This is a genomic window from Citrobacter sp. Cpo012 (genome assembly GCF_030333015.1).
GTDB classification, from domain to species: domain Bacteria; phylum Pseudomonadota; class Gammaproteobacteria; order Enterobacterales; family Enterobacteriaceae; genus Citrobacter; species Citrobacter portucalensis.
Window position 1 is genome coordinate 68,496 of record NZ_JAOWGR010000036.1, and the last position, 23,920, is coordinate 92,415.

General features: G+C 54.7%; 20 protein-coding genes. 18 read left to right on the forward strand and 2 right to left on the reverse strand.

Features of this window, described 5'->3' with window-relative positions:
• Window positions 1-60: 60 nt before the first annotated feature.
• The gene (suhB, locus tag OGX90_RS07130; protein ID WP_003835237.1) at window positions 61-864 is read right to left on the reverse strand and encodes an inositol-1-monophosphatase; all 804 of its coding nucleotides are present in this window, start codon (window positions 862-864) and stop codon (window positions 61-63) included.
• A gap of 118 nt (window positions 865-982) precedes the next feature.
• Here suhB and trmJ point away from each other — a divergent pair, with 118 nt between their 5' ends.
• From trmJ to sseB, 11 genes are all read left to right on the forward strand, one after another.
• Window positions 983-1,714 carry a tRNA (cytosine(32)/uridine(32)-2'-O)-methyltransferase TrmJ gene (gene trmJ / locus OGX90_RS07135; protein ID WP_003835235.1) on the forward strand — a complete coding sequence of 244 codons (732 nt, stop codon included), beginning with the start codon at window positions 983-985 and terminating at the stop codon, window positions 1,712-1,714.
• 239 nt (window positions 1,715-1,953) lie between these two features.
• Window positions 1,954-2,445, forward strand: a complete 492-nt coding sequence (iscR, locus tag OGX90_RS07140; protein WP_003037674.1) for a Fe-S cluster assembly transcriptional regulator IscR — start codon at window positions 1,954-1,956, stop codon at window positions 2,443-2,445.
• Window positions 2,446-2,557: 112 nt separating this feature from the next.
• Window positions 2,558-3,772 (forward strand): cysteine desulfurase, encoded by a 1,215-nt coding sequence (gene iscS, locus OGX90_RS07145; protein ID WP_003835233.1) that lies wholly within the window; start codon window positions 2,558-2,560, stop codon window positions 3,770-3,772.
• Between the two features lie 25 nt (window positions 3,773-3,797).
• Window positions 3,798-4,184, forward strand: a complete 387-nt coding sequence (iscU, locus tag OGX90_RS07150) for a Fe-S cluster assembly scaffold IscU (RefSeq protein WP_002913991.1) — start codon at window positions 3,798-3,800, stop codon at window positions 4,182-4,184.
• A 20-nt stretch (window positions 4,185-4,204) separates the two neighbouring features.
• On the forward strand, window positions 4,205-4,528 hold the full coding sequence (gene iscA / locus OGX90_RS07155; RefSeq protein WP_003835203.1) for an iron-sulfur cluster assembly protein IscA: 324 nt from the start codon (window positions 4,205-4,207) through the stop codon (window positions 4,526-4,528).
• Between the two features lie 108 nt (window positions 4,529-4,636).
• Complete coding sequence (gene hscB / locus OGX90_RS07160; RefSeq protein WP_003835201.1) at window positions 4,637-5,152, forward strand: co-chaperone HscB; 516 nt, start codon at window positions 4,637-4,639, stop codon at window positions 5,150-5,152.
• Between the two features lie 15 nt (window positions 5,153-5,167).
• Window positions 5,168-7,018 carry a Fe-S protein assembly chaperone HscA gene (gene hscA / locus OGX90_RS07165; RefSeq protein WP_003838439.1) on the forward strand — a complete coding sequence of 617 codons (1,851 nt, stop codon included), beginning with the start codon at window positions 5,168-5,170 and terminating at the stop codon, window positions 7,016-7,018.
• A gap of 1 nt (window position 7,019) precedes the next feature.
• Window positions 7,020-7,355, forward strand: a complete 336-nt coding sequence (fdx, locus tag OGX90_RS07170) for an ISC system 2Fe-2S type ferredoxin (protein ID WP_003037690.1) — start codon at window positions 7,020-7,022, stop codon at window positions 7,353-7,355.
• 11 nt (window positions 7,356-7,366) lie between these two features.
• Entirely contained in the window at window positions 7,367-7,567 is a 201-nt protein-coding gene (gene iscX, locus OGX90_RS07175) for a Fe-S cluster assembly protein IscX (protein ID WP_003037694.1), read from the forward strand.
• Between the two features lie 61 nt (window positions 7,568-7,628).
• Window positions 7,629-8,912, forward strand: a complete 1,284-nt coding sequence (pepB, locus tag OGX90_RS07180; RefSeq protein WP_079935288.1) for an aminopeptidase PepB — start codon at window positions 7,629-7,631, stop codon at window positions 8,910-8,912.
• Window positions 8,913-8,982: 70 nt separating this feature from the next.
• The gene (gene sseB, locus OGX90_RS07185; RefSeq protein WP_234692687.1) at window positions 8,983-9,759 is read left to right on the forward strand and encodes an enhanced serine sensitivity protein SseB; all 777 of its coding nucleotides are present in this window, start codon (window positions 8,983-8,985) and stop codon (window positions 9,757-9,759) included.
• Between the two features lie 43 nt (window positions 9,760-9,802).
• Here sseB and sseA read toward each other — a convergent pair whose 3' ends face one another.
• On the reverse strand, window positions 9,803-10,648 hold the full coding sequence (gene sseA, locus OGX90_RS07190) for a 3-mercaptopyruvate sulfurtransferase (protein ID WP_048225027.1): 846 nt from the start codon (window positions 10,646-10,648) through the stop codon (window positions 9,803-9,805).
• A 206-nt stretch (window positions 10,649-10,854) separates the two neighbouring features.
• Here sseA and OGX90_RS07195 point away from each other — a divergent pair, with 206 nt between their 5' ends.
• The 7 genes from OGX90_RS07195 (at window position 10,855) to hisS (ending at window position 23,912) form a co-directional block, all read left to right on the forward strand.
• Window positions 10,855-15,789, forward strand: coding sequence for an alpha-2-macroglobulin family protein (locus tag OGX90_RS07195; protein ID WP_286623421.1), 4,935 nt, complete (start codon window positions 10,855-10,857; stop codon window positions 15,787-15,789).
• Window positions 15,790-18,102, forward strand: coding sequence for a peptidoglycan glycosyltransferase PbpC (gene pbpC, locus OGX90_RS07200; protein WP_286623423.1), 2,313 nt, complete (start codon window positions 15,790-15,792; stop codon window positions 18,100-18,102). It abuts the gene before it with no gap.
• Between the two features lie 148 nt (window positions 18,103-18,250).
• Window positions 18,251-18,682, forward strand: coding sequence for a nucleoside-diphosphate kinase (gene ndk, locus OGX90_RS07205; protein WP_003037710.1), 432 nt, complete (start codon window positions 18,251-18,253; stop codon window positions 18,680-18,682).
• Between the two features lie 251 nt (window positions 18,683-18,933).
• Window positions 18,934-20,100 carry a dual-specificity RNA methyltransferase RlmN gene (rlmN, locus tag OGX90_RS07210; protein ID WP_286623426.1) on the forward strand — a complete coding sequence of 389 codons (1,167 nt, stop codon included), beginning with the start codon at window positions 18,934-18,936 and terminating at the stop codon, window positions 20,098-20,100.
• Between the two features lie 283 nt (window positions 20,101-20,383).
• Window positions 20,384-21,382 (forward strand): cytoskeleton protein RodZ, encoded by a 999-nt coding sequence (gene rodZ, locus OGX90_RS07215; protein ID WP_032944208.1) that lies wholly within the window; start codon window positions 20,384-20,386, stop codon window positions 21,380-21,382.
• Window positions 21,383-21,408: 26 nt separating this feature from the next.
• Window positions 21,409-22,527, forward strand: coding sequence for a flavodoxin-dependent (E)-4-hydroxy-3-methylbut-2-enyl-diphosphate synthase (ispG, locus tag OGX90_RS07220; RefSeq protein WP_032944205.1), 1,119 nt, complete (start codon window positions 21,409-21,411; stop codon window positions 22,525-22,527).
• Window positions 22,528-22,637: 110 nt separating this feature from the next.
• Window positions 22,638-23,912, forward strand: coding sequence for a histidine--tRNA ligase (gene hisS / locus OGX90_RS07225; protein WP_003835173.1), 1,275 nt, complete (start codon window positions 22,638-22,640; stop codon window positions 23,910-23,912).
• Window positions 23,913-23,920 lie beyond the last annotated feature (8 nt).

The window sequence follows — 23,920 nt, forward strand, 5'->3', positions numbered from 1 at the left end:
CCTACGGGGAACTTCCCTGGTAGGCCGGATAAGGCGCTAGCCGCCATCCGGCATCAACGATTAGCGCTTCAGCGCATCGCTCAGTTCGTCACGCATGTTAGCCAGCATGGCTTTCACTACGCGCGGGTTACCTGCAACGATGTTGCCGGTCGCCATGTAGTTATGACCACCGGTAAAGTCGCAAACCAGTGCGCCAGCTTCACGGGCAATCAGCTCACCTGCGGCGAAATCCCACGGGCGCAGGCCAATTTCGAAATAACCGTCAACGCGGGCTGCGGCAACGTAGGCCAGATCCAGCGCAGCAGAACCGGTGCGGCGGAAGTCCGCGCATTCGGTAAACATGTTGCCCAGAATTTTCATGTAAGAAGCGGCGTGCTGTTTGGCTTTGAACGGGAAACCGGTGGCGATGATGGTGCCATCCAGATCGCGGGCGGTGCTGCCACGCAGACGGTAGCCGTTCAGCTGTGCGCCCTGGCCACGGGTTGCGGTGAACAGTTCGTTACGCATTGGATCGTAAACAACGGCGACTTCAGTGCGGCCTTTGATGCGTACTGCGATGGATACCGCGAAGTGCGGCAGACGTTTTACGAAGTTGGTGGTGCCATCCAGTGGATCGATAACCCATTGAACATCCAAATCTTCACCAACATGTTCACCGCTTTCTTCGGTGATGATGGTGTGCTGTGGGTAAGATTTGCGAATCGTTTCGATAATAATCGCTTCGGCGGCTTTATCGACGTTAGTCACGAAATCATTGCTGCCTTTCTGGCTGGTTTCTACAGAGTCTGGGGTTTCGTAGTGTTTGGCAATTACATTACCCGCCTTGCGCGCTGCGCGCACGGCGATGGTCAGCATCGGATGCATCGGTCTCTCTCACTGGATGTTAAAGAACGGGAAAACGGCGCAGAGTATAGCAGCGAGTTCGGAATATGTCTTCGTTTTATGATAATATGCCAGAATAATCTTTAGCCGAAGAAATACAATGCTGCAAAATATTCGAATCGTGCTGGTGGAAACCTCTCACACTGGCAACATGGGCTCTGTAGCCCGCGCAATGAAAACCATGGGTTTAACCAATCTGTGGCTGGTAAATCCACTGGTTAAACCGGACTCCCAGGCCATCGCTCTGGCAGCGGGTGCCAGTGATGTGATCGGCAGCGCGCAGATCGTCGATACGCTCGATGAAGCGCTGGCGGGCTGTAGCCTGGTGGTAGGCACCAGTGCGCGTTCCCGCACGCTGCCGTGGCCGATGCTGGATCCGCGTGAATGCGGTTTAAAAAGTGTCTCTGAAGCGACGAACTCGCCGGTGGCGCTGGTCTTTGGTCGTGAACGTGTTGGTCTGACCAACGAAGAGCTGCAGAAGTGCCATTATCACGTCGCCATTGCCGCGAACCCGGAATACAGTTCGCTCAACCTGGCGATGGCAGTGCAGGTCATCTCTTATGAGGTGCGCATGGCCTGGCTGGCGACGCAGGAAAGCGATAAGACCGTAGATTACGAAGAAGCAGAGTATCCGCTGGTCGATGATTTAGAGCGTTTTTACGGTCATCTGGAGCAAACGCTGCTGTCGACCGGGTTTATCCGCGAAGGGCACCCGGGGCAGGTGATGAATAAGCTGCGCCGTCTGTTCACGCGCGCGCGTCCAGAGAGCCAGGAGCTGAACATCCTGCGCGGGATATTAGCTTCAATCGAGCAGCAGAATAAAAGCAAGTAACTGTACTAATGCCGGATGCGCTTCGCTTATCCGGCCTACAGGCCGCACGATTCGTAGGCCGGATAAGCGAAGCGCATCCGGCAAGTGAAAATGGCACTGAAGGTTAAATACCTGACTAAATTAGTCAAGTAAATAGTTGACTGATTTAGTCGGGAATGTCAGACTTGCCCCTGCTATGCAATACCCCCATTTTACAATAAAAAACCCCGGGCAGGGGCGAGTTTGAGGCTAAGTAAGACATGAGACTGACATCAAAAGGGCGTTACGCCGTGACCGCAATGTTGGACGTTGCGCTCAACTCCGAAACGGGCCCGGTACCGTTGGCTGATATTTCTGAACGTCAGGGAATTTCCCTGTCATATCTGGAGCAGCTGTTTTCCCGTTTGCGTAAAAACGGTCTGGTTTCCAGCGTACGTGGACCAGGCGGCGGGTATCTGCTGGGTAAAGATGCCGGCAGCATCGCAGTAGGTGAAGTGATTAGCGCTGTTGACGAGTCTGTAGATGCGACCCGTTGCCAGGGCAAAGGCGGTTGTCAGGGCGGCGATAAATGCCTGACCCACGCGCTGTGGCGCGATCTGAGCGATCGTCTGACCGGTTTCCTCAACAACATTACGTTGGGCGAACTGGTAAATAATCAGGAAGTCCTGGATGTGTCTGGTCGCCAGCATACCCATGACGCTCCACGCACTAATCGTGCTCAAGACGCGATCGACGTTAAGTTACGCGCATAATAAAAGTATTTTAGAATCAGGCCGGGGTGCTACACACCCCGTTAACTCGGTCGTACATCCAGCCGGTTGCCTGATTCCTTGCATTGAAGCGATGTACGGAGTTTATAGAGCAATGAAATTACCGATCTATCTCGACTACTCCGCAACCACGCCGGTGGACCCGCGTGTTGCCGAGAAAATGATGCAGTGTCTGACCCTGGACGGAAACTTTGGTAACCCAGCGTCTCGTTCACACCGTTTCGGCTGGCAGGCTGAAGAGGCGGTAGATATCGCCCGTAACCAGATTGCCGACCTCGTGGGCGCTGACCCGCGTGAAATCGTATTTACTTCCGGTGCGACTGAATCCGATAACCTGGCGATTAAAGGTGCAGCCAACTTTTATCAGAAAAAAGGCAAGCACATCATCACCAGCAAAACCGAACACAAAGCCGTGCTGGATACCTGTCGTCAGCTGGAGCGCGAAGGGTTCGAAGTCACCTACCTCGCCCCACAGCGTAACGGCATTATCGACCTGAAAGAACTTGAAGCAGCAATGCGTGACGACACCATCCTCGTGTCCATCATGCACGTGAACAACGAAATCGGCGTGGTGCAGGATATCGCGACTATCGGCGAAATGTGCCGTGCTCGCGGCATCATCTATCACGTTGATGCGACCCAGAGCGTGGGCAAACTGCCTATCGATCTGAGCCAACTGAAAGTTGACCTGATGTCCTTCTCCGGCCACAAAATCTATGGTCCGAAAGGTATCGGCGCGCTGTACGTTCGTCGTAAACCGCGTATTCGTATTGAAGCGCAGATGCACGGCGGCGGTCACGAGCGCGGTATGCGTTCCGGTACGCTGCCTGTGCACCAGATCGTCGGCATGGGTGAAGCATACCGTATCGCTAAAGAAGAGATGGAAACCGAGATGGCGCGCCTGCGCAGTCTGCGTAACCGTCTGTGGAACGGCGTGAAAGATATGGAAGAGGTGTACCTCAACGGTGACCTCGAGCAGGGCGCACCGAACATTCTCAACGTCAGCTTCAACTTTGTTGAAGGCGAGTCGCTGATTATGGCGCTGAAAGACCTGGCTGTATCCTCCGGTTCTGCATGTACTTCTGCAAGCCTGGAGCCATCCTACGTGCTGCGCGCGCTGGGGATGACCGACGAGCTGGCACACAGCTCAATTCGTTTCTCTTTAGGTCGTTTCACTACCGAAGAAGAGATTGACTACGCCATCAATCTGGTTCGCAACTCCATCGGCCGCCTGCGCGACCTTTCTCCGCTGTGGGAAATGTTCAAACAGGGCGTGGATCTGAACAGCATTGAATGGTCACATCACTAATCGGTACCGATAAGGAGAATTCAGCATGGCTTACAGCGAAAAAGTAATCGATCATTACGAGAATCCACGTAACGTGGGCTCTTTTGACAACAGCGACGAGAACGTGGGCAGCGGCATGGTGGGTGCACCGGCCTGTGGCGACGTGATGAAGTTGCAGATCAAAGTCAACAATGAGGGTATCATTGAAGACGCGCGTTTCAAGACTTACGGCTGCGGTTCCGCTATTGCTTCCAGCTCTCTGGTTACCGAATGGGTAAAAGGGAAATCTCTGGACGAAGCACAGGCGATTAAAAACACCGATATCGCCGACGAGCTTGAACTGCCACCGGTGAAAATTCACTGCTCTATTCTGGCTGAAGACGCGATTAAAGCCGCGATTGCGGATTACAAAAGCAAACGTGAAGCAAAATAATTAAGAGTTGAGGTTTTATTATGTCGATTACCTTAAGCGACAGTGCAGCAGCGCGTGTAAATACCTTCCTGGCAAACCGCGGTAAAGGGTTTGGTCTGCGTCTGGGCGTGAGAACCTCCGGCTGCTCAGGTATGGCCTATGTACTGGAATTTGTTGACGAGCCGGCGGCTGAAGATACCGTGTTTGAAGACAAAGGCGTAAAAGTCGTGATCGACGGTAAGAGCCTGCAATTCCTCGACGGTACGCAGTTAGACTTCGTCAAAGAAGGTCTGAACGAAGGGTTTAAGTTCACTAACCCGAACGTGAAAGACGAATGTGGATGCGGCGAAAGCTTCCACGTGTAACGCGCTTACTGATAACCCCACCGTGGTCGCCTGCGCGTGGGGTTTGTTTTACCTGACTCTCTGGTTTTGCCTCATCGAACAACAGAGAATCGATGCCCTGAGAATGTTATGGACTACTTCACCCTCTTTGGCTTACCGGCCCGTTATCAGCTCGATACTCAGGCGCTGAGCCTACGTTTTCAGGATCTACAACGTCAGTATCATCCTGATAAATTCGCCAGCGGTTCCCAGGCGGAACAACTTGCTGCGGTTTCGCAGTCCGCCACTATCAACCAGGCCTGGCAAACGCTGCGTCATCCTTTGATGCGCGCCGAATACTTATTGTCTTTACACGGTTTTGATATCCGCAGCGAGCAGCACACGGTGCGCGATACCGCGTTCCTGATGGAGCAACTTGAGCTGCGTGAAGAGCTGGACGAGATTGAACAGGCAAAAGACAGTCAACGTTTAGATGCGTTTATGAAACGCGTCAGCGAAATGTATAACGTTCGCCATCAACTGATGGTGGAACAGCTGGATAGCGAGACGTGGGACGCAGCGGCAGATACCGTGCGTAAGCTGCGTTTTCTCGATAAACTGCGAAGCAGTGCAGAACAACTCGAAGAAAAACTGCTCGATTTTTAATTTCCGGAAGCGAAAATGGCCTTATTACAAATTAGTGAGCCTGGTCTGAGCGCCGCGCCGCACCAGCGTCGTCTGGCGGTAGGTATCGATTTAGGCACCACCAACTCCCTGGTTGCTACCGTACGCAGCGGCCAGGCCGAAACGCTGGCAGACCATGAAGGTCGCCACCTGTTGCCGTCAGTGGTTCACTATCAGCAGCAGGGCTACTCTGTCGGTTACGATGCCCGCGCCAATGCAGCGTTGGATACGGCAAACACCGTTAGCTCGGTAAAACGCATGATGGGCCGCTCTCTGGCGGATATCCAGGCGCGTTACCCGCATCTGCCATATACGTTCCAGGCGAGCGAAAACGGTCTGCCGATGATTGAAACCGCTGCCGGTTTGCTTAATCCGGTGCGCGTCTCCGCTGATATTCTGAAAGCGCTGGCCGCGCGGGCTACCGAATCGCTGTCCGGCGAACTGGACGGCGTGGTTATCACCGTTCCGGCTTACTTTGACGATGCACAGCGTCAGGGGACCAAAGACGCCGCGCGTCTGGCGGGCCTGCACGTATTGCGTCTGCTGAACGAACCGACCGCAGCGGCGATCGCGTATGGTCTGGACTCCGGTCAGGAAGGCGTGATCGCAGTCTACGATCTTGGCGGCGGTACGTTTGATATTTCTATTCTGCGCCTGAGCCGTGGCGTGTTTGAAGTGCTGGCGACCGGCGGTGATTCCGCGCTCGGCGGCGACGATTTTGACCATCTGCTGGCCGATTACATTCGCGAGCAGGCGGGCGTGGCCGATCGCAGCGATAACCGCGTACAGCGCGAACTGCTGGATGCCGCGATTGCAGCGAAAATCGCACTTAGCGACGCTGATTCTGTAACGGTTAACGTGGCTGGATGGCAGGGTGAAATCACCCGTGAAACCTTTAATGAACTCATTTCCGCACTGGTCAAGCGTACGCTGCTGGCCTGCCGTCGCGCGCTGAAAGATGCGGGCGTGGAGCCGCAAGATGTTCTGGAAGTGGTGATGGTTGGCGGTTCAACTCGCGTGCCTCTGGTACGTGAGCGCGTCGGTGAATTTTTTGGCCGCACGCCGCTGACCTCTATTGACCCGGACAAAGTGGTCGCTATCGGTGCGGCAATCCAGGCGGATATTCTGGTCGGAAATAAACCGGACAGCGAAATGCTGCTGCTGGACGTTATCCCGCTGTCTCTGGGACTGGAAACCATGGGCGGTCTGGTGGAGAAAGTGATCCCGCGTAACACCACTATCCCAGTGGCGCGCGCGCAGGACTTTACCACCTTTAAAGATGGCCAAACCGCGATGTCCATTCACGTGATGCAGGGCGAGCGTGAGCTGGTGCAGGACTGTCGTTCACTGGCGCGTTTTGCGCTGCGCGGCATCCCGGCATTGCCAGCAGGCGGTGCGCACATCCGCGTGACCTTCCAGGTGGATGCCGATGGGCTGCTGAGCGTCACCGCCATGGAGAAATCCACAGGCGTTGAGTCCTCAATCCAGGTTAAACCGTCCTACGGTCTGACCGACAGTGAAATCGCCTCCATGATTCAGGATTCGATGAGTTTTGCCGAGCAGGACGTTAAAGCCCGTATGCTGGCAGAACAGAAAGTCGAAGCGGCACGCGTACTGGAGAGTTTATCCGGTGCGCTGAACGCTGATGCCGCGCTGTTAAGCGCCGCAGAACGTCAGGCTATCGACACCGCCGCCGCGCACTTGAGCGAGGTTGCACAGGGTGACGATGTTGACGCGATAGAACAAGCCATTAAAAACGTAGACAAACAAACCCAGGAATTCGCCGCTCGCCGCATGGACAAATCCGTCCGTAGCGCGCTGAAAGGCCATTCCGTGGACGAGGTTTAATATGCCAAAGATTGTTATTTTGCCTCATCAGGATCTCTGTCCCGATGGCGCAGTTCTGGAAGCTGAGACCGGCGAAACCATTCTCGACGTTGCCCTGCGTAACGGAATCGAGATTGAACACGCCTGTGAAAAATCCTGTGCCTGCACTACCTGCCACTGCATCGTGCGTGAAGGTTTTGATTCTTTGCCGGAAAGCACAGAAGAAGAAGACGACATGCTGGATAAAGCCTGGGGACTGGAGCCGGAGAGCCGTTTAAGCTGTCAGGCGCGGGTAACCGAGGACGATTTAGTGGTCGAAATCCCACGTTACACAATCAATCATGCGCGTGAGCATTAACAGAGGGTAGTATGGGACTGAAGTGGACCGATAGCCGCGAAATCGGCGAGGCGCTGTATGACGCTTTCCCCGATCTCGATCCCAAGACCGTTCGTTTCACCGATCTGCACCAGTGGATCTGTGACCTGGAAGAGTTCGATGATGATCCTCAGGCATCGAACGAAAAAATCCTTGAGGCCATTTTGCTGGTCTGGCTGGACGAAGCCGAATAAGTCAACGGGCTGCCCACGGGTGGCCCGTTTTCCTGTATGCGCGAAAATAAGGATAAATAAAATGACAGAAGCCATGAAAATTACGCTTTCAACGCAACCTGCCGATGCCCGCTGGGGTGAAAAGGCAACATACAGCATTAATAATGAAGGCATTACCCTGCACCTGAACGGAAAAGATGACCTCGGCCTTATCCAGCGTGCCGCGCGTAAAATCGACGGCCTGGGTATTAAACACGTGCAACTGGACGGTGAAGGCTGGGATACCGAACGTAGCTGGGCGTTCTGGCAGGGCTACAAGGGACCAAAAGGCACCCGCAAAGTTGAGTGGGCTGCTCTGGACGAAGCGCAGCGCAAAGAGCTGGATAGCCGTCTGAAGATTATTGACTGGGTGCGCGATACTATTAACGCCCCGGCAGAAGAGCTGGGCCCGGAACAGCTGGCGCAGCGCGCTGTTGATCTGCTGTGCTCCGTCGCGTGCGATAACGTCTCTTACCGCATCACCAAAGGTGAAGATCTGCGCGAGCAGAACTACATGGGCCTGCATACCGTGGGTCGCGGATCTGAACGTCCTCCAGTGCTGCTGGCGCTGGACTACAACCCAACAGGCGACAAAGAAGCCCCGGTTTATGCCTGCCTGGTTGGTAAGGGAATTACTTTTGATTCCGGTGGTTACAGCATCAAGCAAAGCGCATTTATGGACTCAATGAAGTCCGACATGGGCGGTGCGGCAACGGTCACCGGCGCGTTGGCATTTGCCATCACCCGTGGTCTGAACAAGCGCGTGAAGCTGTATCTGTGCTGCGCGGATAACCTGATTAGCGGCAACGCCTTTAAGCTCGGCGACATTATTCACTATCGCAACGGTAAAAAAGTTGAAGTGATGAATACCGATGCCGAAGGACGTCTGGTGCTGGCTGATGGCCTGATCGATGCCAGCGCGCAGAAACCGGAGCTGATTATTGATGCAGCTACGCTGACCGGTGCGGCGAAAACCGCGCTGGGCAACGATTACCACGCGCTGTTTAGCTTTGATGATCAGTTGGCTGCTCGCCTACTGGCAAGTGCGGCACAAGAAAACGAACCGTTCTGGCGTCTGCCGCTGGCAGAGTTCCACCGTAGTCAGTTGCCGTCTAACTTTGCCGAACTGAATAACACCGGCAGCGCGGCTTACCCGGCTGGCGCAAGCACCGCGGCGGGCTTCCTGTCCCATTTCGTGGAAAACTACCAGCAGGGCTGGCTGCATATCGACTGCTCTGCAACCTATCGCAAAGCGCCGGTTGAGCAGTGGTCTGCGGGCGCAACCGGTCTGGGTGTGCGCACGATTGCGAATCTGCTGACCGCATAATTTATTACTGTATTGCCGGATGGCGCTACGCTTATCCGGCCTACATGTATTCATCCAATTTGTGATACTTATGTCCGAAACAAAAAACGAATTAGAAACATTGCTGGAACAAGCGGCAACAGAGCCTGCGCATCGTCCGGCATTTTTCCGTACTTTACTGGAATCCACAGTCTGGGTGCCGGGTACTGCCGCAGAAGGCGAGGCGGTGGTTGAAGACAGCGCTCTCGACCTGCAGCACTGGGAAAAAGAAGACGGAACGACCGTGATCCCGTTCTTCACTTCTCTGGAAGCCCTGCAGCAGGCGGTGGAAGATGAGCAAGCATTTGTCGTTATGCCGGTACGTACGTTGTTTGAAATGACGCTCGGCGAAACGCTCTTTCTCAACGCGAAACTGCCGACCGGCAAAGAATTTATGCCGCGTGAAATCAGCCTGCTGATGGGGGAAGAGGGGAATCCGCTCAGCACCCAGGAAGTACTGGAAGGCGGTGAATCGCTGATCCTCTCTGAAGTCGCTGAACCTCCGGCGCAGATGATTGACTCGCTGACTACGCTGTTTAAAACCATTAAGCCGGTAAAACGCGCGTTTCTCTGCTTAATCAAAGAAAGCGCGGAAGCTCAGCCGAATCTGCTGATTGGTATTGAAGCGGAAGGGGATATTGAAGAGATCATCCACGCTGCTGGCAGCGTCGCGACCGATACGCTGCCGGGCGATGAACCTATTGATATCTGCCAGGTGAAGAAGGGTGAGAAGGGCGTGAGCCACTTTATCACTGAGCATATCGCACCGTTCTACGAACGCCGCTGGGGCGGTTTCCTGCGCGACTTTAAACAGAACCGGATTATCTAAATTGTAGGCCGGATAAGCGAAGCGCTATCCGGCTTTTCCAGCTTTATAATTGCGGTTCTACCGGTAAATCGTTGCGCGCTCCCCATTCGCTCCATGCGCCGTCATACAATGCGACGTCAGAAACGCCCAGCGTGGCAAGTGCCAGCACGACGACGGCAGCCGTTACGCCGGAGCCGCAGCTGGCGATAATAGGGCGGTCAAAGCTCACGCCGTGGCTGAAGAAAATAGCATCCAGCTCATCGGTGGTTTTCAGTTCGCCGTCACGAACCAGTTCTGTCCACGGTACGTTAAGCGCACCCGGCACATGACCACGTTTCAGACCAGGACGCGGCTCGTCAACTTCGCCATTAAAACGCGCAGCCGGACGGGCATCGACGATCTGCGCCGTTTTTTCATGACTGGCCAGCAGTACATCGGTAACGCGCACAACTGCGTCAGGCGTAAAGGCCACGTTAAATTCACCTTCAGGTAAATCCTCATCGCCTTCCTTGAGCATTAACTCATCGCGCTTCCAGCCTGCCAGACCGCCTGCCAGAATGGAGACATTTTCGACGCCAAATGTCCGCAGCATCCACCATGCGCGTGGCGCGGAAAACAGATTACCGTCATCGTAGATAACCAGATGCTTATCCTGATCAACGCCCAGCTCGCGCATCGCAACGGCAAAGGCTTCGGGGCGTGGCATCATATGCGGTAGCGGTGAGGTATGATCGGAAAGCGCTTCAATATCAAAAAATACTGCGCCAGGAATATGGCCCGCACGATACTCCTCGCCAACATCGCGATCTTCCTGTCCTGGAGGTGCCATCCGGGCATCAAGAATTTGTATTTCCGGGTCGTCAATGTGTTCGGCAAGCCAGTCGGCAGCGACAAAGAAGGCGGTGGTCATAGGCATCTCCATTTTTACCAGGTTTTGGCAAATTGTCGGATGTTTACCGTAAAGCGACAAGTAAAACAGGCTGATTTGTCAGGTGAATCCACATTAATCACTTAAATTAAGACAACGTTGTTCAGTTACTGACTTCCACAGCCGGAAATCTGACGCATAATAGTTGTTCTACGTAGCTAACGGGCCACTACGGCCAGGGATGAAAAATGAAACATTTACGCGTAGCGGCCTGCATGCTGGTGCTGGCACTGGTCGGGTGCGATAATAATAACGAAAAATCACCGACGGCTGCGAAACCTGACTCGCCAGCTCCCCAGACTGCGCCAGTAAAAGACAAGGCCCAATTACAAAAGCTGGTGCAACAAAGCCAGGGCAAGTCGCTGACGCTGCTGGATGCCTCAGAGGTCCAGCTCGACGGTGCGGCAACGCTCGTTTTGACCTTCTCCATTCCCCTCGATCCAGAACAAGATTTTTCCCGCGTCGTGCACGTTGTTGATAAAAAAAGCGGCAAAGTGGATGGTGCCTGGGAGCTGGCGCCAAATCTGAAAGAGCTGCGCTTACGCCATCTGGAACCTAACCGGGAACTGGTGGTGACCATTGAGCGTGATTTGCTGGCGCTGAATAAAGCGACGTTCGCTATTGATTATGAAAAAAACATTACCACCCGCGATGTACAGCCAAGCGTTGGGTTTGCCAGTCGCGGCTCGCTGTTGCCGGGAAAAGTAATTGAAGGCCTGCCGGTAATGGCCCTCAACGTTAACAGCGTGGATGTGAACTTCTTTCGTGTGAAGCCTGAATCGCTCGGCGCATTTGTCAGCCAGTGGGAATACCGCAATTCGTTGACGAACTGGGAATCTGGCAATCTATTGAAAATGGCGGAACTGGTGTATACCGGACGCTTTGACCTCAATCCTGCGCGTAACACCCGTGAGAAGTTGCTGCTGCCGCTGAGCGATATCAAGCCGTTGCAGCAAGCAGGTGTTTACATCGCGGTGATGAATCAGGCTGGACAATACAACTACAGTAATGCCGCTACGCTGTTCACGCTCAGCGATATTGGTGTGTCTGCGCACCGTTACCATAATCAACTTGATGTCTTTACGCAGAGTCTGGAAAACGGCGCTGCGCAGCAGGGTATAGAGGTCACCTTACTCAACGAAAAAGGACAGACGTTGGCGCAGGCTACCAGCGACGCGCAGGGTCATGTCAAACTGGAGACTGATAAAGACGCGGCTTTATTGCTGGCCCGCAAAGACGGGCAAACCACGCTGCTGGATTTGAAACTCCCGGCGTTGGATCTGGCTGAATTTGATATTGCCGGTGCACCGGGATACAGCAAACAGTTCTTTATGTTTGGTCCCCGTGACCTCTATCGTCCTGGCGAAACGGTGATCCTCAACGGATTACTGCGTGACAGCGACGGCAAAACGTTGCCCGACCAGCCGGTGAAGCTGGAAGTCGTGAAGCCCGACGGGCAAGTGTTACGTTCGGTGGTTAGCCAGCCGGAGAACGGTCTGTACCGTTTTAGCTGGCCGCTGGACACCAACGCGCCAACCGGTATGTGGCATATTCGTGCTAATACGGGCGACAACCAGTCACGTATGTGGGATTTCCACGTCGAAGATTTTATGCCTGAGCGGATGGCGCTCAATCTCTCCGCTAATAAGATTCCGGTGGCTCCGGCTGATGAAGTGAAGTTCTCGGTAGTGGGCTACTACCTGTACGGCGCGCCCGCTAACGGCAATGCTCTGCAAGGGCAGCTTTTCCTGCGCCCGCTGCGCGAAGCGGTGCAGGCATTGCCGGGGTTCCAGTTTGGTAATATTGCCGAAGAAAACCTGTCCCGCAGCCTCGATGAAGTTCAGCTTACGCTGGATGAACACGGTCGCGGCGAAGTGACCACCAACAGCCAATGGCAGGAGACGCATTCCCCGTTACAGGTGATCCTGCAAGCCAGCCTGCTGGAGTCAGGTGGCCGCCCGGTGACGCGTCGGGCTGAACAAGCCATCTGGCCTGCGGACATGCTGCCGGGTATTCGTCCGCAGTTTGCGGCAAAAGCCGTCTATGACTACCGCACTGATACCACTGTGAATCAGCCTATCGTTGATGAAAACAGCAACGCCGCTTTCGACATTGTTTATGCCGATGCGCAGGGCGAGAAAAAAGCGGTGTCCGGTTTGCAGGTGCGTTTGATCCGCGAGCGCCGGGATTATTACTGGAACTGGTCTGAAGGCGAGGGCTGGCAATCACAGTTCGATCAAAAGGATCTGGTTGAAGGTGAGCAGACTCTGGATCTTAAGGCCGATGAAACCGGTAAAGTCAGCTTCCCGGTTGAGTGGGGTGCCTATCGTCTGGAAGTGAAAGCCCCGAATGATGCTGTGAGCAGCGTACGCTTCTGGGCAGGTTATAGCTGGCAGGATAACAGCGACGGCAGTGGGGCTGTGCGTCCCGATCGCGTGACTCTGAAACTGGACAAACCCAGCTATCGTCCTGGCGATACCATGAAGCTGCACGTTGCCGCTCCTGCTGCTGGCAAAGGTTATGCGATGGTGGAATCCAGCGAAGGCCCGCTGTGGTGGCAAGAAATAGACGTACCGGCGGATGGTCTCGATATCTCCATCCCGATTGATAAAACCTGGAATCGCCACGATTTGTATCTCAGTGCACTGGTGGTTCGTCCTGGCGACAAGTCCCGTTCGGCCACGCCAAAACGGGCGGTTGGTTTACTGCATTTGCCGTTAGGTGATGAAAACCGTCGTCTGGCGCTGGCGCTGGAAAACCCGGCGAAAATACGTCCAAACCAGTCGTTGACCGTCAAGATTAAAGCCAGCGTCAAAAATGGCGACGTACCAAAACAGGTTAACGTGCTGGTCTCTGCCGTTGATAGCGGGGTGTTGAACATTACCGATTACGCCACGCCAGATCCGTGGCAGGCATTTTTCGGACAAAAACGCTATGGCGCGGATATTTATGATATTTACGGCCAGGTGATCGAAGGGCAAGGGCGGCTGGCGGCACTGCGTTTTGGTGGTGATGGCGATGAATTAAAACGCGGCGGTAAGCCACCGGTCAATCACGTCAATATCGTGGCGCAACAGGCGCTGCCGGTCACGCTCAACGAGCAGGGCGAAGGTACGGTGACGCTACCGATTGGTGATTTCAACGGTGAGCTACGGGTAATGGCACAGGCCTGGACGGCGGATGACTTTGGCAGCAGTGAAAGCAAGGTGATTGTTGCCGCGCCGGTAATTGCTGAACTGAATATGCCGCGTTTTCTGGCGGGAGGCGATACCTCGCGACTGACGCTGGACGTGACTAACCTGACTGACAAACCGCAAACACTGAATATTAAGCTCGCGGCCAGCGGTTTACTGGAGCTGATGGGACAAGATCCTGCTCCATTGAATCTGGCACCAGGCGTACGGACTACGTTGTTTATTCCGGTGCGTGCGCGGGAGGGGTTTGGCGATGGCGAAATTCAGGCAGAAATTAGCGGTCTGACTTTACCGGGTGAAACGCTGCCAGTTCAGCATAAACAGTGGAAGATTGGCGTGCGTCCGGCGTTCCCGGCGCAAACCGTTAATAACGGTGTCGCACTTCAACCGGGCGCAACCTGGCAGCTTCCGGGCGAAGAACTGACCAATTTCTCCCCTGCAACGATGCAGGGACAACTGCTATTCAGCGGTAAGCCGCCGCTGAATCTGGCGCGTTATATCCGCGAACTGAAGGCTTACCCTTACGGCTGCCTGGAGCAAACGGCGAGCGGGTTGTTCCCATCCTTATACACCAATGCTGCGCAATTTAAGGCGTTAGGTATTGTGGGCGACAGCGATGAAAAACGCCGCGCGGCAGTCGATATTGGGATTTCTCGTTTAGTGCAGATGCAGCGTGATAACGGTGGTTTCGCGCTGTGGGATAAAAACGGATCAGAAGAGTACTGGCTGACTGCGTATGTCATGGATTTCCTCGTCCGTGCGAACGAACAAGGCTACAGCGTCCCGGTTGAGGTGATTAACCGTGGCAACGAGCGGCTGCTGCGCTATTTGCAGGATCCAGGAATGTTGTCGATTCGCTATACCGACGACTCTTCAGCAAGCCGATTTGCCGTACAAGCCTACGCCGCGTTGGTTCTGGCTCGTCAGCAAAAAGCCCCGCTTGGCGCACTGCGTGAAATCTGGGAGCGACGCGCTCAGGCGGCTTCTGGTTTACCGCTGTTGCAACTGGGGATCGCGCTGAAAAATATGGGCGATGCTAACCGCAGTGAACAGGCGTTGACGCTGGCGCTGAATACGCCGCGCCGCGATACGCAACAGTGGATGGCGGATTACGGCAGTGCGTTACGGGATAACGCGTTGATGATGGCCTTGCTCGAAGAGAACAAGCTCAAACCTGACGTGCAGAATACGCTGCTGAACACGTTGTCAGAACAGGCCTTTGGGCAGCGCTGGCTCTCGACTCAGGAAAATAATGCGTTGTTCCTTGCCGCCCGTACGTTACAGGACTTGCCAGGCACATGGCAGGCGCAAACGTCACTCTCGGAGCAACCGTTAGCCGGGGAGAAATCACAGACGCGTAATCTGGATGCCGATGCGCTGTCTACGCTGAGCGTCACCAATACCGGTAATCAACCGCTGTGGCTGCGTCTGGATGTGAGCGGTTATCCGCAAACCTCACCGACACCTGCCAGCAACGTTCTGCATATTGAGCGTCAAATCCTGGGGCTCGACGGAAACAGTAAATCGCTGGATTCTCTGCGCAGCGGCGAGCTGGTGCTGGTCTGGCTGGAGGTGAAAGCCAGCCAGAACGTGCCGGATGCGCTGGTGGTTGACTTACTGCCAGCAGGACTGGAACTGGAAAACCAGAATCTGGCCAACGGCAGTGCCAGCCTGCAGGATAGCGGTAGCGAAGTGGCGAATCTGCTTAATCAGATGCAGCAGGCAGATATCCAGCACGTTGAGTTCCGTGACGATCGCTTTGTCGCTGCGGTGGCGGTCAATGAAGGACAACCGGTTACGCTGGTGTATCTGGCGCGAGCGGTAACGCCGGGGACCTACCAGGTTCCCGTCCCGCAGGTGGAATCAATGTATGTTCCGCAGTGGCGCGCGACCGGTGCGACAGAGGGACTTTTGATTGTCAGACCGTAAATGATGCGCGGGTTGGGTAAACGCGGCTGCTGGCTCTGGCTGGCAGCCGTTGCGCTATTGATTGTGGCGGCAGTTTGGGCGGCAGATAAAATCTGGCCGCTGCCCTTGCACGAAGTCGATCCGGCACGGGTCGTGGTGGCACATGATGGTACGCCACTCTGGCGCTTTGCCGATGCCGAAGGTATCTGGCGGTATCCGGTAACGATTGATGAGGTGTCGCCCCGCTACCTTGAGGCGCTAATTAACTATGAAGACCGCTGGTTCTGGAAGCATCCCGGCGTCAATCCGTTTTCAGTACTGCGCGCAGCATGGCAGGACCTCTCCTCTGGGCGTGTGGTTTCGGGCGGCAGTACGCTCACCATGCAGGTCGCACGATTACTCGATCCCCATCCGCGAACCTTCGGCGGCAAGTTTCGCCAGCTCTGGCGCGCATTGCAGCTGGAATGGCATCTCTCCAAACGCGACATCCTGACACTGTATCTCAACCGTGCGCCGTTTGGCGGTACGCTACAGGGCGTCGGGGCGGCAAGCTGGGCCTATCTTGGTAAATCACCCGCGCAATTGAGTTACTCCGATGCCGCGCTGCTGGCTGTTTTGCCACAGGCACCGAGTCGCCTGCGTCCGGATCGCTGGCCTGACCGTGCTGAAGCGGCGCGTAATAAAGTGCTCGAACGTATGGCGAGCCAGGGTATTTGGCCTGCCAGACAGGTACAGGAGTCACGTGAAGAGCCAGTCTGGCTGTCGCCCCGGCAAATGCCGCAGTTAGCGCCGTTATTCTCGCGCATGATGCTGGGAAAAAGCCGGAGCGATAAAATCGTGACTACCCTTGATGCCGGATTGCAGCGTCAACTGGAAGAGCTGGCGCAGAACTGGAAGGGGCGCTTACCTGCACGCAGTTCGCTGGCAATGATTGTGGTCGATCACACCGATATGAGCGTGCGTGGTTGGGTGGGGTCGGTAGATATGAATGACGACTCCCGCTTTGGTCATGTGGATATGGTGAATGCGATCCGTTCGCCAGGCTCGGTGCTGAAGCCGTTTGTTTACGGTCTGGCGCTGGATGACGGACTCATTCATCCCGCTTCGTTGTTGCAGGATGTCCCGCGGCGAACCGGAGATTATCGACCGGGGAATTTTGACAGCGGTTTTCATGGCCCGGTGAGTATGAGCGAAGCGCTGGTAAGGTCGTTGAATTTACCCGCCGTGCAGGTGCTCGAAGCCTATGGTCCGAAGCGCTTTGCCGCATCGTTACGTAACGTCGGCTTACCGCTGTATCTGCCCGCAGGGGCTGCGCCGAATCTGTCGCTGATTTTAGGTGGCGCGGGGGCAAGGCTGGAAGATATGGCCGCAGCGTACAGCGCCTTTGCCCGTAAGGGAAAAGCGGGAAAACTGCGTCTGCAGCCGGGTGACCCACTGCTTGAACGTCCGTTGATGTCGGCGGGCGCGGCGTGGATTATTCGCCGTATTATGGCCGACGAAGCGCAACCGCTGCCGGATAACGCACTGAGCAGAGTGGTTCCGCTGGCGTGGAAAACGGGTACCAGCTATGGCTATCGCGATGCCTGGGCGATTGGCGTTAACGCCCGTTATGTGATCGGTATCTGGACTGGCAGACCAGACGGAACGCCGGTGGTGGGCCAGTTTGGATTTGCCAGCGCCGTGCCGCTGCTCAATCAGGTCAACAATCTTTTGCTCTCTCGCGGGACCAATCAGCCGGAAGATCCACGTCCTGATTCCGTGAGTCGCGGCGTGGTGTGCTGGCCGGGCGGGCAATCCCTTGCCCCAGGAGACAGCAACTGCCGTCGCCGTCTGGCAACCTGGTTACTGGATGGCAGTCAGCCGCCAACGTTATTATTGCCCGAGCAGGAAGGGGTTAATGGCATTCGTTTTCCTGTCTGGCTGGATGATGAAGGCAAACGTGTGGCGGCGGATTGCCCGCAGGCGCACGAGCAAACGTTAATCGTCTGGCCGTTGCCGCTGGAGCCATGGCTACCTGAATCAGAACGCCGTGGGGCGAGATTACCGCCAGTTTCTGCCACGTGTCCGCCGCTGGGACAAGACGCTTCGCAGCCATTGCAGTTGACAGGCATTCGTGATGGCGCGATTGTGAAGCGTTTACCCGGTTCTGCTCAAGCCTCATTGCCGGTGCAAACCAGTGGTGGGAGCGCTGAACGCTGGTGGTTTCTTAACGGTGAAAGGCTGGAAGAACGTGGACGTCGTCTTACGCTACGGCTGGCGACTAAAGGGGATTATCAACTGCTGGTGATGGATGACGCTGGTCAGGTAGCGACGGTGAGATTTTCGATGCAGTAGACCAGTTGGTGACTGTTTGTTGCTAAAATTCATCTTATTTTAAAGAAATGTTACCTTCATCAATAGTCAATTGCCGGGATGCTCTTTATAATCCGCGCCAGGTCGTACATCTATATAGACAACAACAGAACACATTACAGAGGTTATCATGGCTATTGAACGTACTTTTTCCATCATCAAACCAAACGCGGTGGCAAAAAACGTTATTGGGAGCATCTTTGCGCGCTTTGAAGCAGCAGGGTTCAAAATTGTCGGCACTAAAATGCTGCACCTGACCGTTGAGCAGGCACGTGGCTTCTATGCTGAGCACGATGGCAAACCGTTCTTTGACGGTCTGGTTGAATTCATGACTTCCGGTCCGATCGTTGTTTCTGTTCTGGAAAGCGAAAATGCCGTACAGCGTCATCGCGATCTGCTGGGCGCAACCAACCCGGCGAATGCGCTGGCCGGTACTCTGCGTGCAGACTATGCTGACAGCTTCACCGAGAACGGTACTCACGGTTCCGACTCCGTTGAGTCAGCGGCGCGCGAAATCGCCTATTTCTTTGGTGAAGGTGAGGTTTGCCCGCGCACTCGCTGATAAGCTCGTGGGGTAGGCCGGATAAGCATTTGCGCATCCGGCACTGTTTTGCCTGATGGCGACGCTGATGCGTCTTATCAGGCCTACGATCTTCCTTTACATATTATTTTCGCTAATGCTTCGTGCAAACGTGGCATCCCTGCGCCAGACTTTGTACAATGCAACGCCCCGGAAGAGCAGATCGCTTGCCGGGGCGTTTCTTTTTAACCCTCCACGGGCCACAACGTGTAACAACGAGGCCGGAAAAAATTATGTCTGAATTAGTTAACACCTCTGAAGTCGTCATTCCTGCGGTTCCAAATAAAAATGGAAAAATTAACCTGCTGGATCTGAACCGTCAGCAAATGCGCGAATTCTTCAAAGAGATGGGCGAAAAACCGTTTCGTGCCGATCAGGTCATGAAGTGGATGTACCACTATTGCAGCGACAACTTTGATGACATGACTGACATCAACAAGGTGCTGCGTAACAAGCTGAAAGAAGTGGCTGAAATTCGCGCCCCGGAAGTGGTGGAAGAGCAGCGTTCTTCTGACGGTACGATCAAATGGGCTATCGCGGTTGGCGATCAGCGCGTTGAAACGGTGTATATCCCGGAAGACGATCGTGCGACCCTGTGTGTTTCTTCACAGGTCGGGTGCGCATTAGAGTGTAAATTCTGCTCTACGGCGCAACAGGGCTTTAACCGTAACCTGCGGGTATCGGAGATCATTGGTCAGGTCTGGCGCGCGGCGAAGATCGTCGGTGCGGTGAAGGCTACGGGCGTGCGTCCTATTACCAACGTGGTGATGATGGGGATGGGCGAGCCGCTGCTCAACCTGACCAACGTGGTTCCGGCGATGGAAATCATGCTCGATGACTTCGGTTTTGGGCTGTCCAAGCGTCGCGTCACGCTCTCCACCTCAGGTGTTGTCCCTGCGCTGGATAAGCTGGGTGATATGATTGACGTCGCGCTGGCGATTTCTCTGCATGCGCCGAACGATGAAATTCGTGACGAAATTGTACCTATCAACAAAAAGTACAATATCGAAACATTCCTTGGCGCGGTTCGTCGTTATCTGGAGAAGTCCAACGCTAACCAGGGTCGTGTAACCATTGAGTATGTGATGTTAGATCACATCAATGATGGCACTGAACACGCGCATCAGCTGGCAGAACTGCTGAAAGATACGCCGTGTAAGATCAACCTGATCCCGTGGAACCCGTTCCCGGGCGCGCCGTATGGCCGTAGTTCTAACAGCCGTATCGATCGTTTCTCCAAAGTGTTGATGAGCTATGGTTTCACTACCATCGTGCGTAAAACACGTGGTGATGACATCGATGCAGCCTGCGGTCAGCTGGCGGGCGACGTTATCGACCGTACCAAGCGTACTCTGCGTAAGCGTATGCAGGGCGACACTATCGAGATTAAGACCGTTTGATGTTGGCGCACTACGGTATAATTCCTGTACCGTAGTGCAACGTAAGCCATATGAGGTTTTTTGTTGTCGTCGTCAGGTCAATAATAACGGTGCGTTTTTGTCGACTTTAAGGCAGTATGTAACGGCGTAACAAGTGTTTAGCCCTCAGGTTTACGCCGTTTTGTCATTGATAGTCTGACCGTTTTATACTGTCTGACGAAGGTTAACTGACCAGATGTTTCGCGGTGTGGGTGAGCATTGTGGCTCGCCGGCATCAGAACCCAAATTTACGCAGCTGTAGCGAATGAATACTGAAGCCACGCACGACAAAAATGAAACACTATCCACCGGCGTTCGTCTGCGCAATGCCCGTGAACAACTCGGATTCAGCCAGCAGGCAGTCGCGGAGCGACTTTGCCTGAAGGTCTCCACGGTACGCGATATTGAAGAAGATAAGGCGCCAGCCGATCTTGCTTCAACATTCCTGCGCGGGTATATCCGTTCTTATGCGCGTCTGGTGCATATTCCTGAAGAAGAACTGTTGCCAGGGCTGGAAAAACAGGCTCCGATTCGACCAGCTAAAGTCGCACCGATGCAGAGCTTCTCGCTCGGCAAACGTCGTAAGAAACGTGACGGCTGGTTAATGACCTTTACCTGGCTGGTACTGTTTGTCGTTGTCGGACTGACTGGTGCCTGGTGGTGGCAGAACCATAAAGCGCAGCAGGAAGAGATCACCACTATGGCCGATCAATCCTCTGCTGAGCTGAATGCCGGTAAAGAGGGTGCGCAGAACGTACCGTTAGATACCAGCGCAGCAGCAGGGCAGGATACCCCTCCGGCTCCTGACGATGGTGCGGTAGCGGACGCAGCGCCAACGCCAGACGTTGCTGCGACCCCGGCACCCGCCGCTGATGCGCAACAGAACGCCGTTGTTGCCCCATCTCAGGCTAACGTCGATACCGCAACTGCAGCGCCAACAGCGCCAGCTACAGCGGCTCCTCTGCCGACCGATCAGGCAGGTGTGACTACACCTGCAGCCGATCCTAACGCGCTGGTGATGAACTTTACCGCCGATTGCTGGCTGGAAGTAACCGATGCGACCGGTAAAAAACTGTTCAGCGGGATGCAGCGTAAAGACGGCAATCTAAACCTGACCGGTCAAGCGCCGTACAAACTGAAAATTGGCGCCCCGGCGGCAGTGCAGATTCAGTTCCAGGGTAAACCTGTCGATCTGAGTCGTTTTATCAGAACTAACCAGGTTGCGCGTCTGACCGTTAATGCCGAACAATCACCGGCTCAGTAACAGACGGCAATGCGGGAGATTTTTTAATGCATAACCAGGCTCCAATTCAACGTAGAAAATCGACACGCATTTACGTTGGGAACGTGCCGATCGGCGATGGTGCGCCCATCGCCGTACAGTCTATGACTAACACGCGTACCACGGATGTGGAAGCGACGGTTAATCAGATTAAAGCGCTGGAACGCGTAGGCGCAGACATTGTTCGTGTCTCTGTACCGACAATGGATGCCGCAGAAGCGTTCAAGCTTATCAAACAGCAGGTTAACGTCCCGCTGGTTGCCGATATTCACTTCGACTATCGTATCGCGCTGAAGGTAGCGGAATACGGTGTTGATTGCCTGCGTATTAACCCAGGTAATATCGGCAGTGAAGAGCGTATTCGCATGGTGGTGGATTGCGCTCGTGATAAAAATATTCCTATCCGTATCGGCGTCAACGCCGGATCGCTGGAAAAAGATCTGCAGGAAAAATACGGTGAACCGACGCCGCAGGCGCTGCTGGAATCCGCTATGCGCCATGTGGATCACCTCGATCGTCTGAACTTCGATCAATTCAAAGTCAGTGTTAAAGCGTCTGACGTTTTCCTCGCCGTAGAATCCTATCGCCTGCTGGCGAAACAGATCGATCAACCGCTGCATCTGGGGATCACCGAAGCCGGTGGCCTGCGTAGTGGTTCGGTGAAGTCCGCGATCGGCCTTGGCCTGCTGTTATCTGAAGGGATCGGCGATACGCTGCGTGTTTCTCTGGCAGCCGATCCGGTGGAAGAGATCAAAGTGGGTTTCGATATCCTGAAATCGCTGCGCATTCGCGCGCGCGGGATCAACTTCATCGCTTGCCCAACCTGTTCGCGTCAGGAGTTTGACGTTATTGGTACGGTTAACGCGCTGGAGCAACGCCTGGAAGATATCATTACGCCAATGGACGTTTCGATCATCGGCTGCGTGGTAAACGGTCCTGGTGAAGCGCTGGTTTCTACGCTGGGCGTGACGGGCGGTAACAAGAAAAGCGGCCTGTATGAAGACGGCGTGCGTAAGGACAGACTCGATAACGACGACATGATTAAGCAGCTTGAAGCCCGCATCCGCGCTAAAGCGAGTATTCTGGACGAAGCGCGTCGTATCGACGTGCAGCAGCTTGAAAAATAACAACGTGATGGGAAGCGGCGTGCTTCCCGTGTATGATTGAACCCGCATGGCGCCCGCATTGTTCGGGTTAGCGCTGAGGGTTCATTTTTATATTCATAAAGAGAATAAACGTGGCAAAAAACATTCAAGCCATTCGCGGCATGAACGATTATCTGCCTGGCGAAACCGCCATCTGGCAGCGCATTGAAGGCACTCTCAAAAACGTGCTCGGTAGCTACGGTTACAGTGAAATCCGCTTGCCGATTGTAGAGCAGACCCCGTTATTCAAACGCGCGATCGGTGAAGTCACCGACGTGGTTGAAAAAGAGATGTATACCTTTGAGGACCGTAATGGCGACAGCCTGACGTTGCGTCCTGAAGGGACTGCGGGCTGCGTACGCGCCGGCATCGAACATGGTCTCCTGTACAATCAGGAACAGCGTCTGTGGTATATCGGGCCGATGTTCCGCCACGAACGTCCGCAGAAAGGACGCTATCGTCAATTCCATCAGCTGGGTGTCGAAGTATTTGGCCTACAAGGCCCGGACATCGATGCGGAGCTGATTATGCTGACCGCTCGCTGGTGGCGCGCGCTGGGTATTTCTCAGCATGTTAGCCTTGAGCTGAACTCAATCGGTTCGCTTGAAGCCCGCGCTAACTACCGTGATGCGTTGGTCGCCTACCTGGAACTGCATAAAGAGAAACTGGACGAAGACTGCAAGCGTCGTATGTACACCAATCCGCTGCGCGTTCTCGACTCCAAAAACCCGGAAGTACAGGCGCTGCTCAACGACGCGCCTGCACTGGGCGACTATCTTGATGACGACTCTCGCGAGCACTTCGCGGGCTTGTGCAAACTGCTGGAATCCGCAGGCATTGCCTACACCGTCAATCAGCGTCTGGTTCGTGGTCTTGATTACTACAACCGCACCGTATTTGAGTGGGTTACCAGCAGCCTGGGCTCTCAGGGCACCGTGTGTGCCGGTGGTCGTTACGACGGTCTGGTAGAGCAACTTGGCGGTCGTGCAACGCCAGCCGTGGGCTTTGCTATGGGGCTGGAACGACTTGTTTTGTTAGTTCAGGCAGTTAATCCGGAATTTAACGCAGATCCTGTTGTCGATATATACCTGGTTGCTTCAGGGGCGGACACGCAGTCGGCGGCAATGACGCTTGCAGAACGTCTGCGCGATGAAGTTCCTGGTGTGAAACTGATGACAAACCACGGTGGCGGCAACTTTAAGAAACAGTTTGCCCGTGCCGATAAGTGGGGCGCCCGCGTTGCACTGGTACTGGGCGAGTCCGAAGTGGCTGACGGTACTGTTGTAGTGAAGGATTTGCGCTCTGGTGAGCAAACGGCAGTAGCGCAGGATAGCGTTGCCGCGCATTTGCGCACTTTACTGGGCTAAGGAGAAGG

What these genes read in the sequence shown, in the direction of transcription:
- suhB (WP_003835237.1), bottom strand. Translation starts at nt 864, where the DNA reads ATGCATCCGATGCTGACCATCGCCGTGCGCGCAGCGCGCAAGGCGGGT.
- trmJ (WP_003835235.1), top strand. Translation starts at nt 983, where the DNA reads ATGCTGCAAAATATTCGAATCGTGCTGGTGGAAACCTCTCACACTGGC.
- iscR (WP_003037674.1), top strand. Translation starts at nt 1,954, where the DNA reads ATGAGACTGACATCAAAAGGGCGTTACGCCGTGACCGCAATGTTGGAC.
- iscS (WP_003835233.1), top strand. Translation starts at nt 2,558, where the DNA reads ATGAAATTACCGATCTATCTCGACTACTCCGCAACCACGCCGGTGGAC.
- iscU (WP_002913991.1), top strand. Translation starts at nt 3,798, where the DNA reads ATGGCTTACAGCGAAAAAGTAATCGATCATTACGAGAATCCACGTAAC.
- iscA (WP_003835203.1), top strand. Translation starts at nt 4,205, where the DNA reads ATGTCGATTACCTTAAGCGACAGTGCAGCAGCGCGTGTAAATACCTTC.
- hscB (WP_003835201.1), top strand. Translation starts at nt 4,637, where the DNA reads ATGGACTACTTCACCCTCTTTGGCTTACCGGCCCGTTATCAGCTCGAT.
- hscA (WP_003838439.1), top strand. Translation starts at nt 5,168, where the DNA reads ATGGCCTTATTACAAATTAGTGAGCCTGGTCTGAGCGCCGCGCCGCAC.
- fdx (WP_003037690.1), top strand. Translation starts at nt 7,020, where the DNA reads ATGCCAAAGATTGTTATTTTGCCTCATCAGGATCTCTGTCCCGATGGC.
- iscX (WP_003037694.1), top strand. Translation starts at nt 7,367, where the DNA reads ATGGGACTGAAGTGGACCGATAGCCGCGAAATCGGCGAGGCGCTGTAT.
- pepB (WP_079935288.1), top strand. Translation starts at nt 7,629, where the DNA reads ATGACAGAAGCCATGAAAATTACGCTTTCAACGCAACCTGCCGATGCC.
- sseB (WP_234692687.1), top strand. Translation starts at nt 8,983, where the DNA reads ATGTCCGAAACAAAAAACGAATTAGAAACATTGCTGGAACAAGCGGCA.
- sseA (WP_048225027.1), bottom strand. Translation starts at nt 10,648, where the DNA reads ATGACCACCGCCTTCTTTGTCGCTGCCGACTGGCTTGCCGAACACATT.
- OGX90_RS07195 (WP_286623421.1), top strand. Translation starts at nt 10,855, where the DNA reads ATGAAACATTTACGCGTAGCGGCCTGCATGCTGGTGCTGGCACTGGTC.
- pbpC (WP_286623423.1), top strand. Translation starts at nt 15,790, where the DNA reads ATGATGCGCGGGTTGGGTAAACGCGGCTGCTGGCTCTGGCTGGCAGCC.
- ndk (WP_003037710.1), top strand. Translation starts at nt 18,251, where the DNA reads ATGGCTATTGAACGTACTTTTTCCATCATCAAACCAAACGCGGTGGCA.
- rlmN (WP_286623426.1), top strand. Translation starts at nt 18,934, where the DNA reads ATGTCTGAATTAGTTAACACCTCTGAAGTCGTCATTCCTGCGGTTCCA.
- rodZ (WP_032944208.1), top strand. Translation starts at nt 20,384, where the DNA reads ATGAATACTGAAGCCACGCACGACAAAAATGAAACACTATCCACCGGC.
- ispG (WP_032944205.1), top strand. Translation starts at nt 21,409, where the DNA reads ATGCATAACCAGGCTCCAATTCAACGTAGAAAATCGACACGCATTTAC.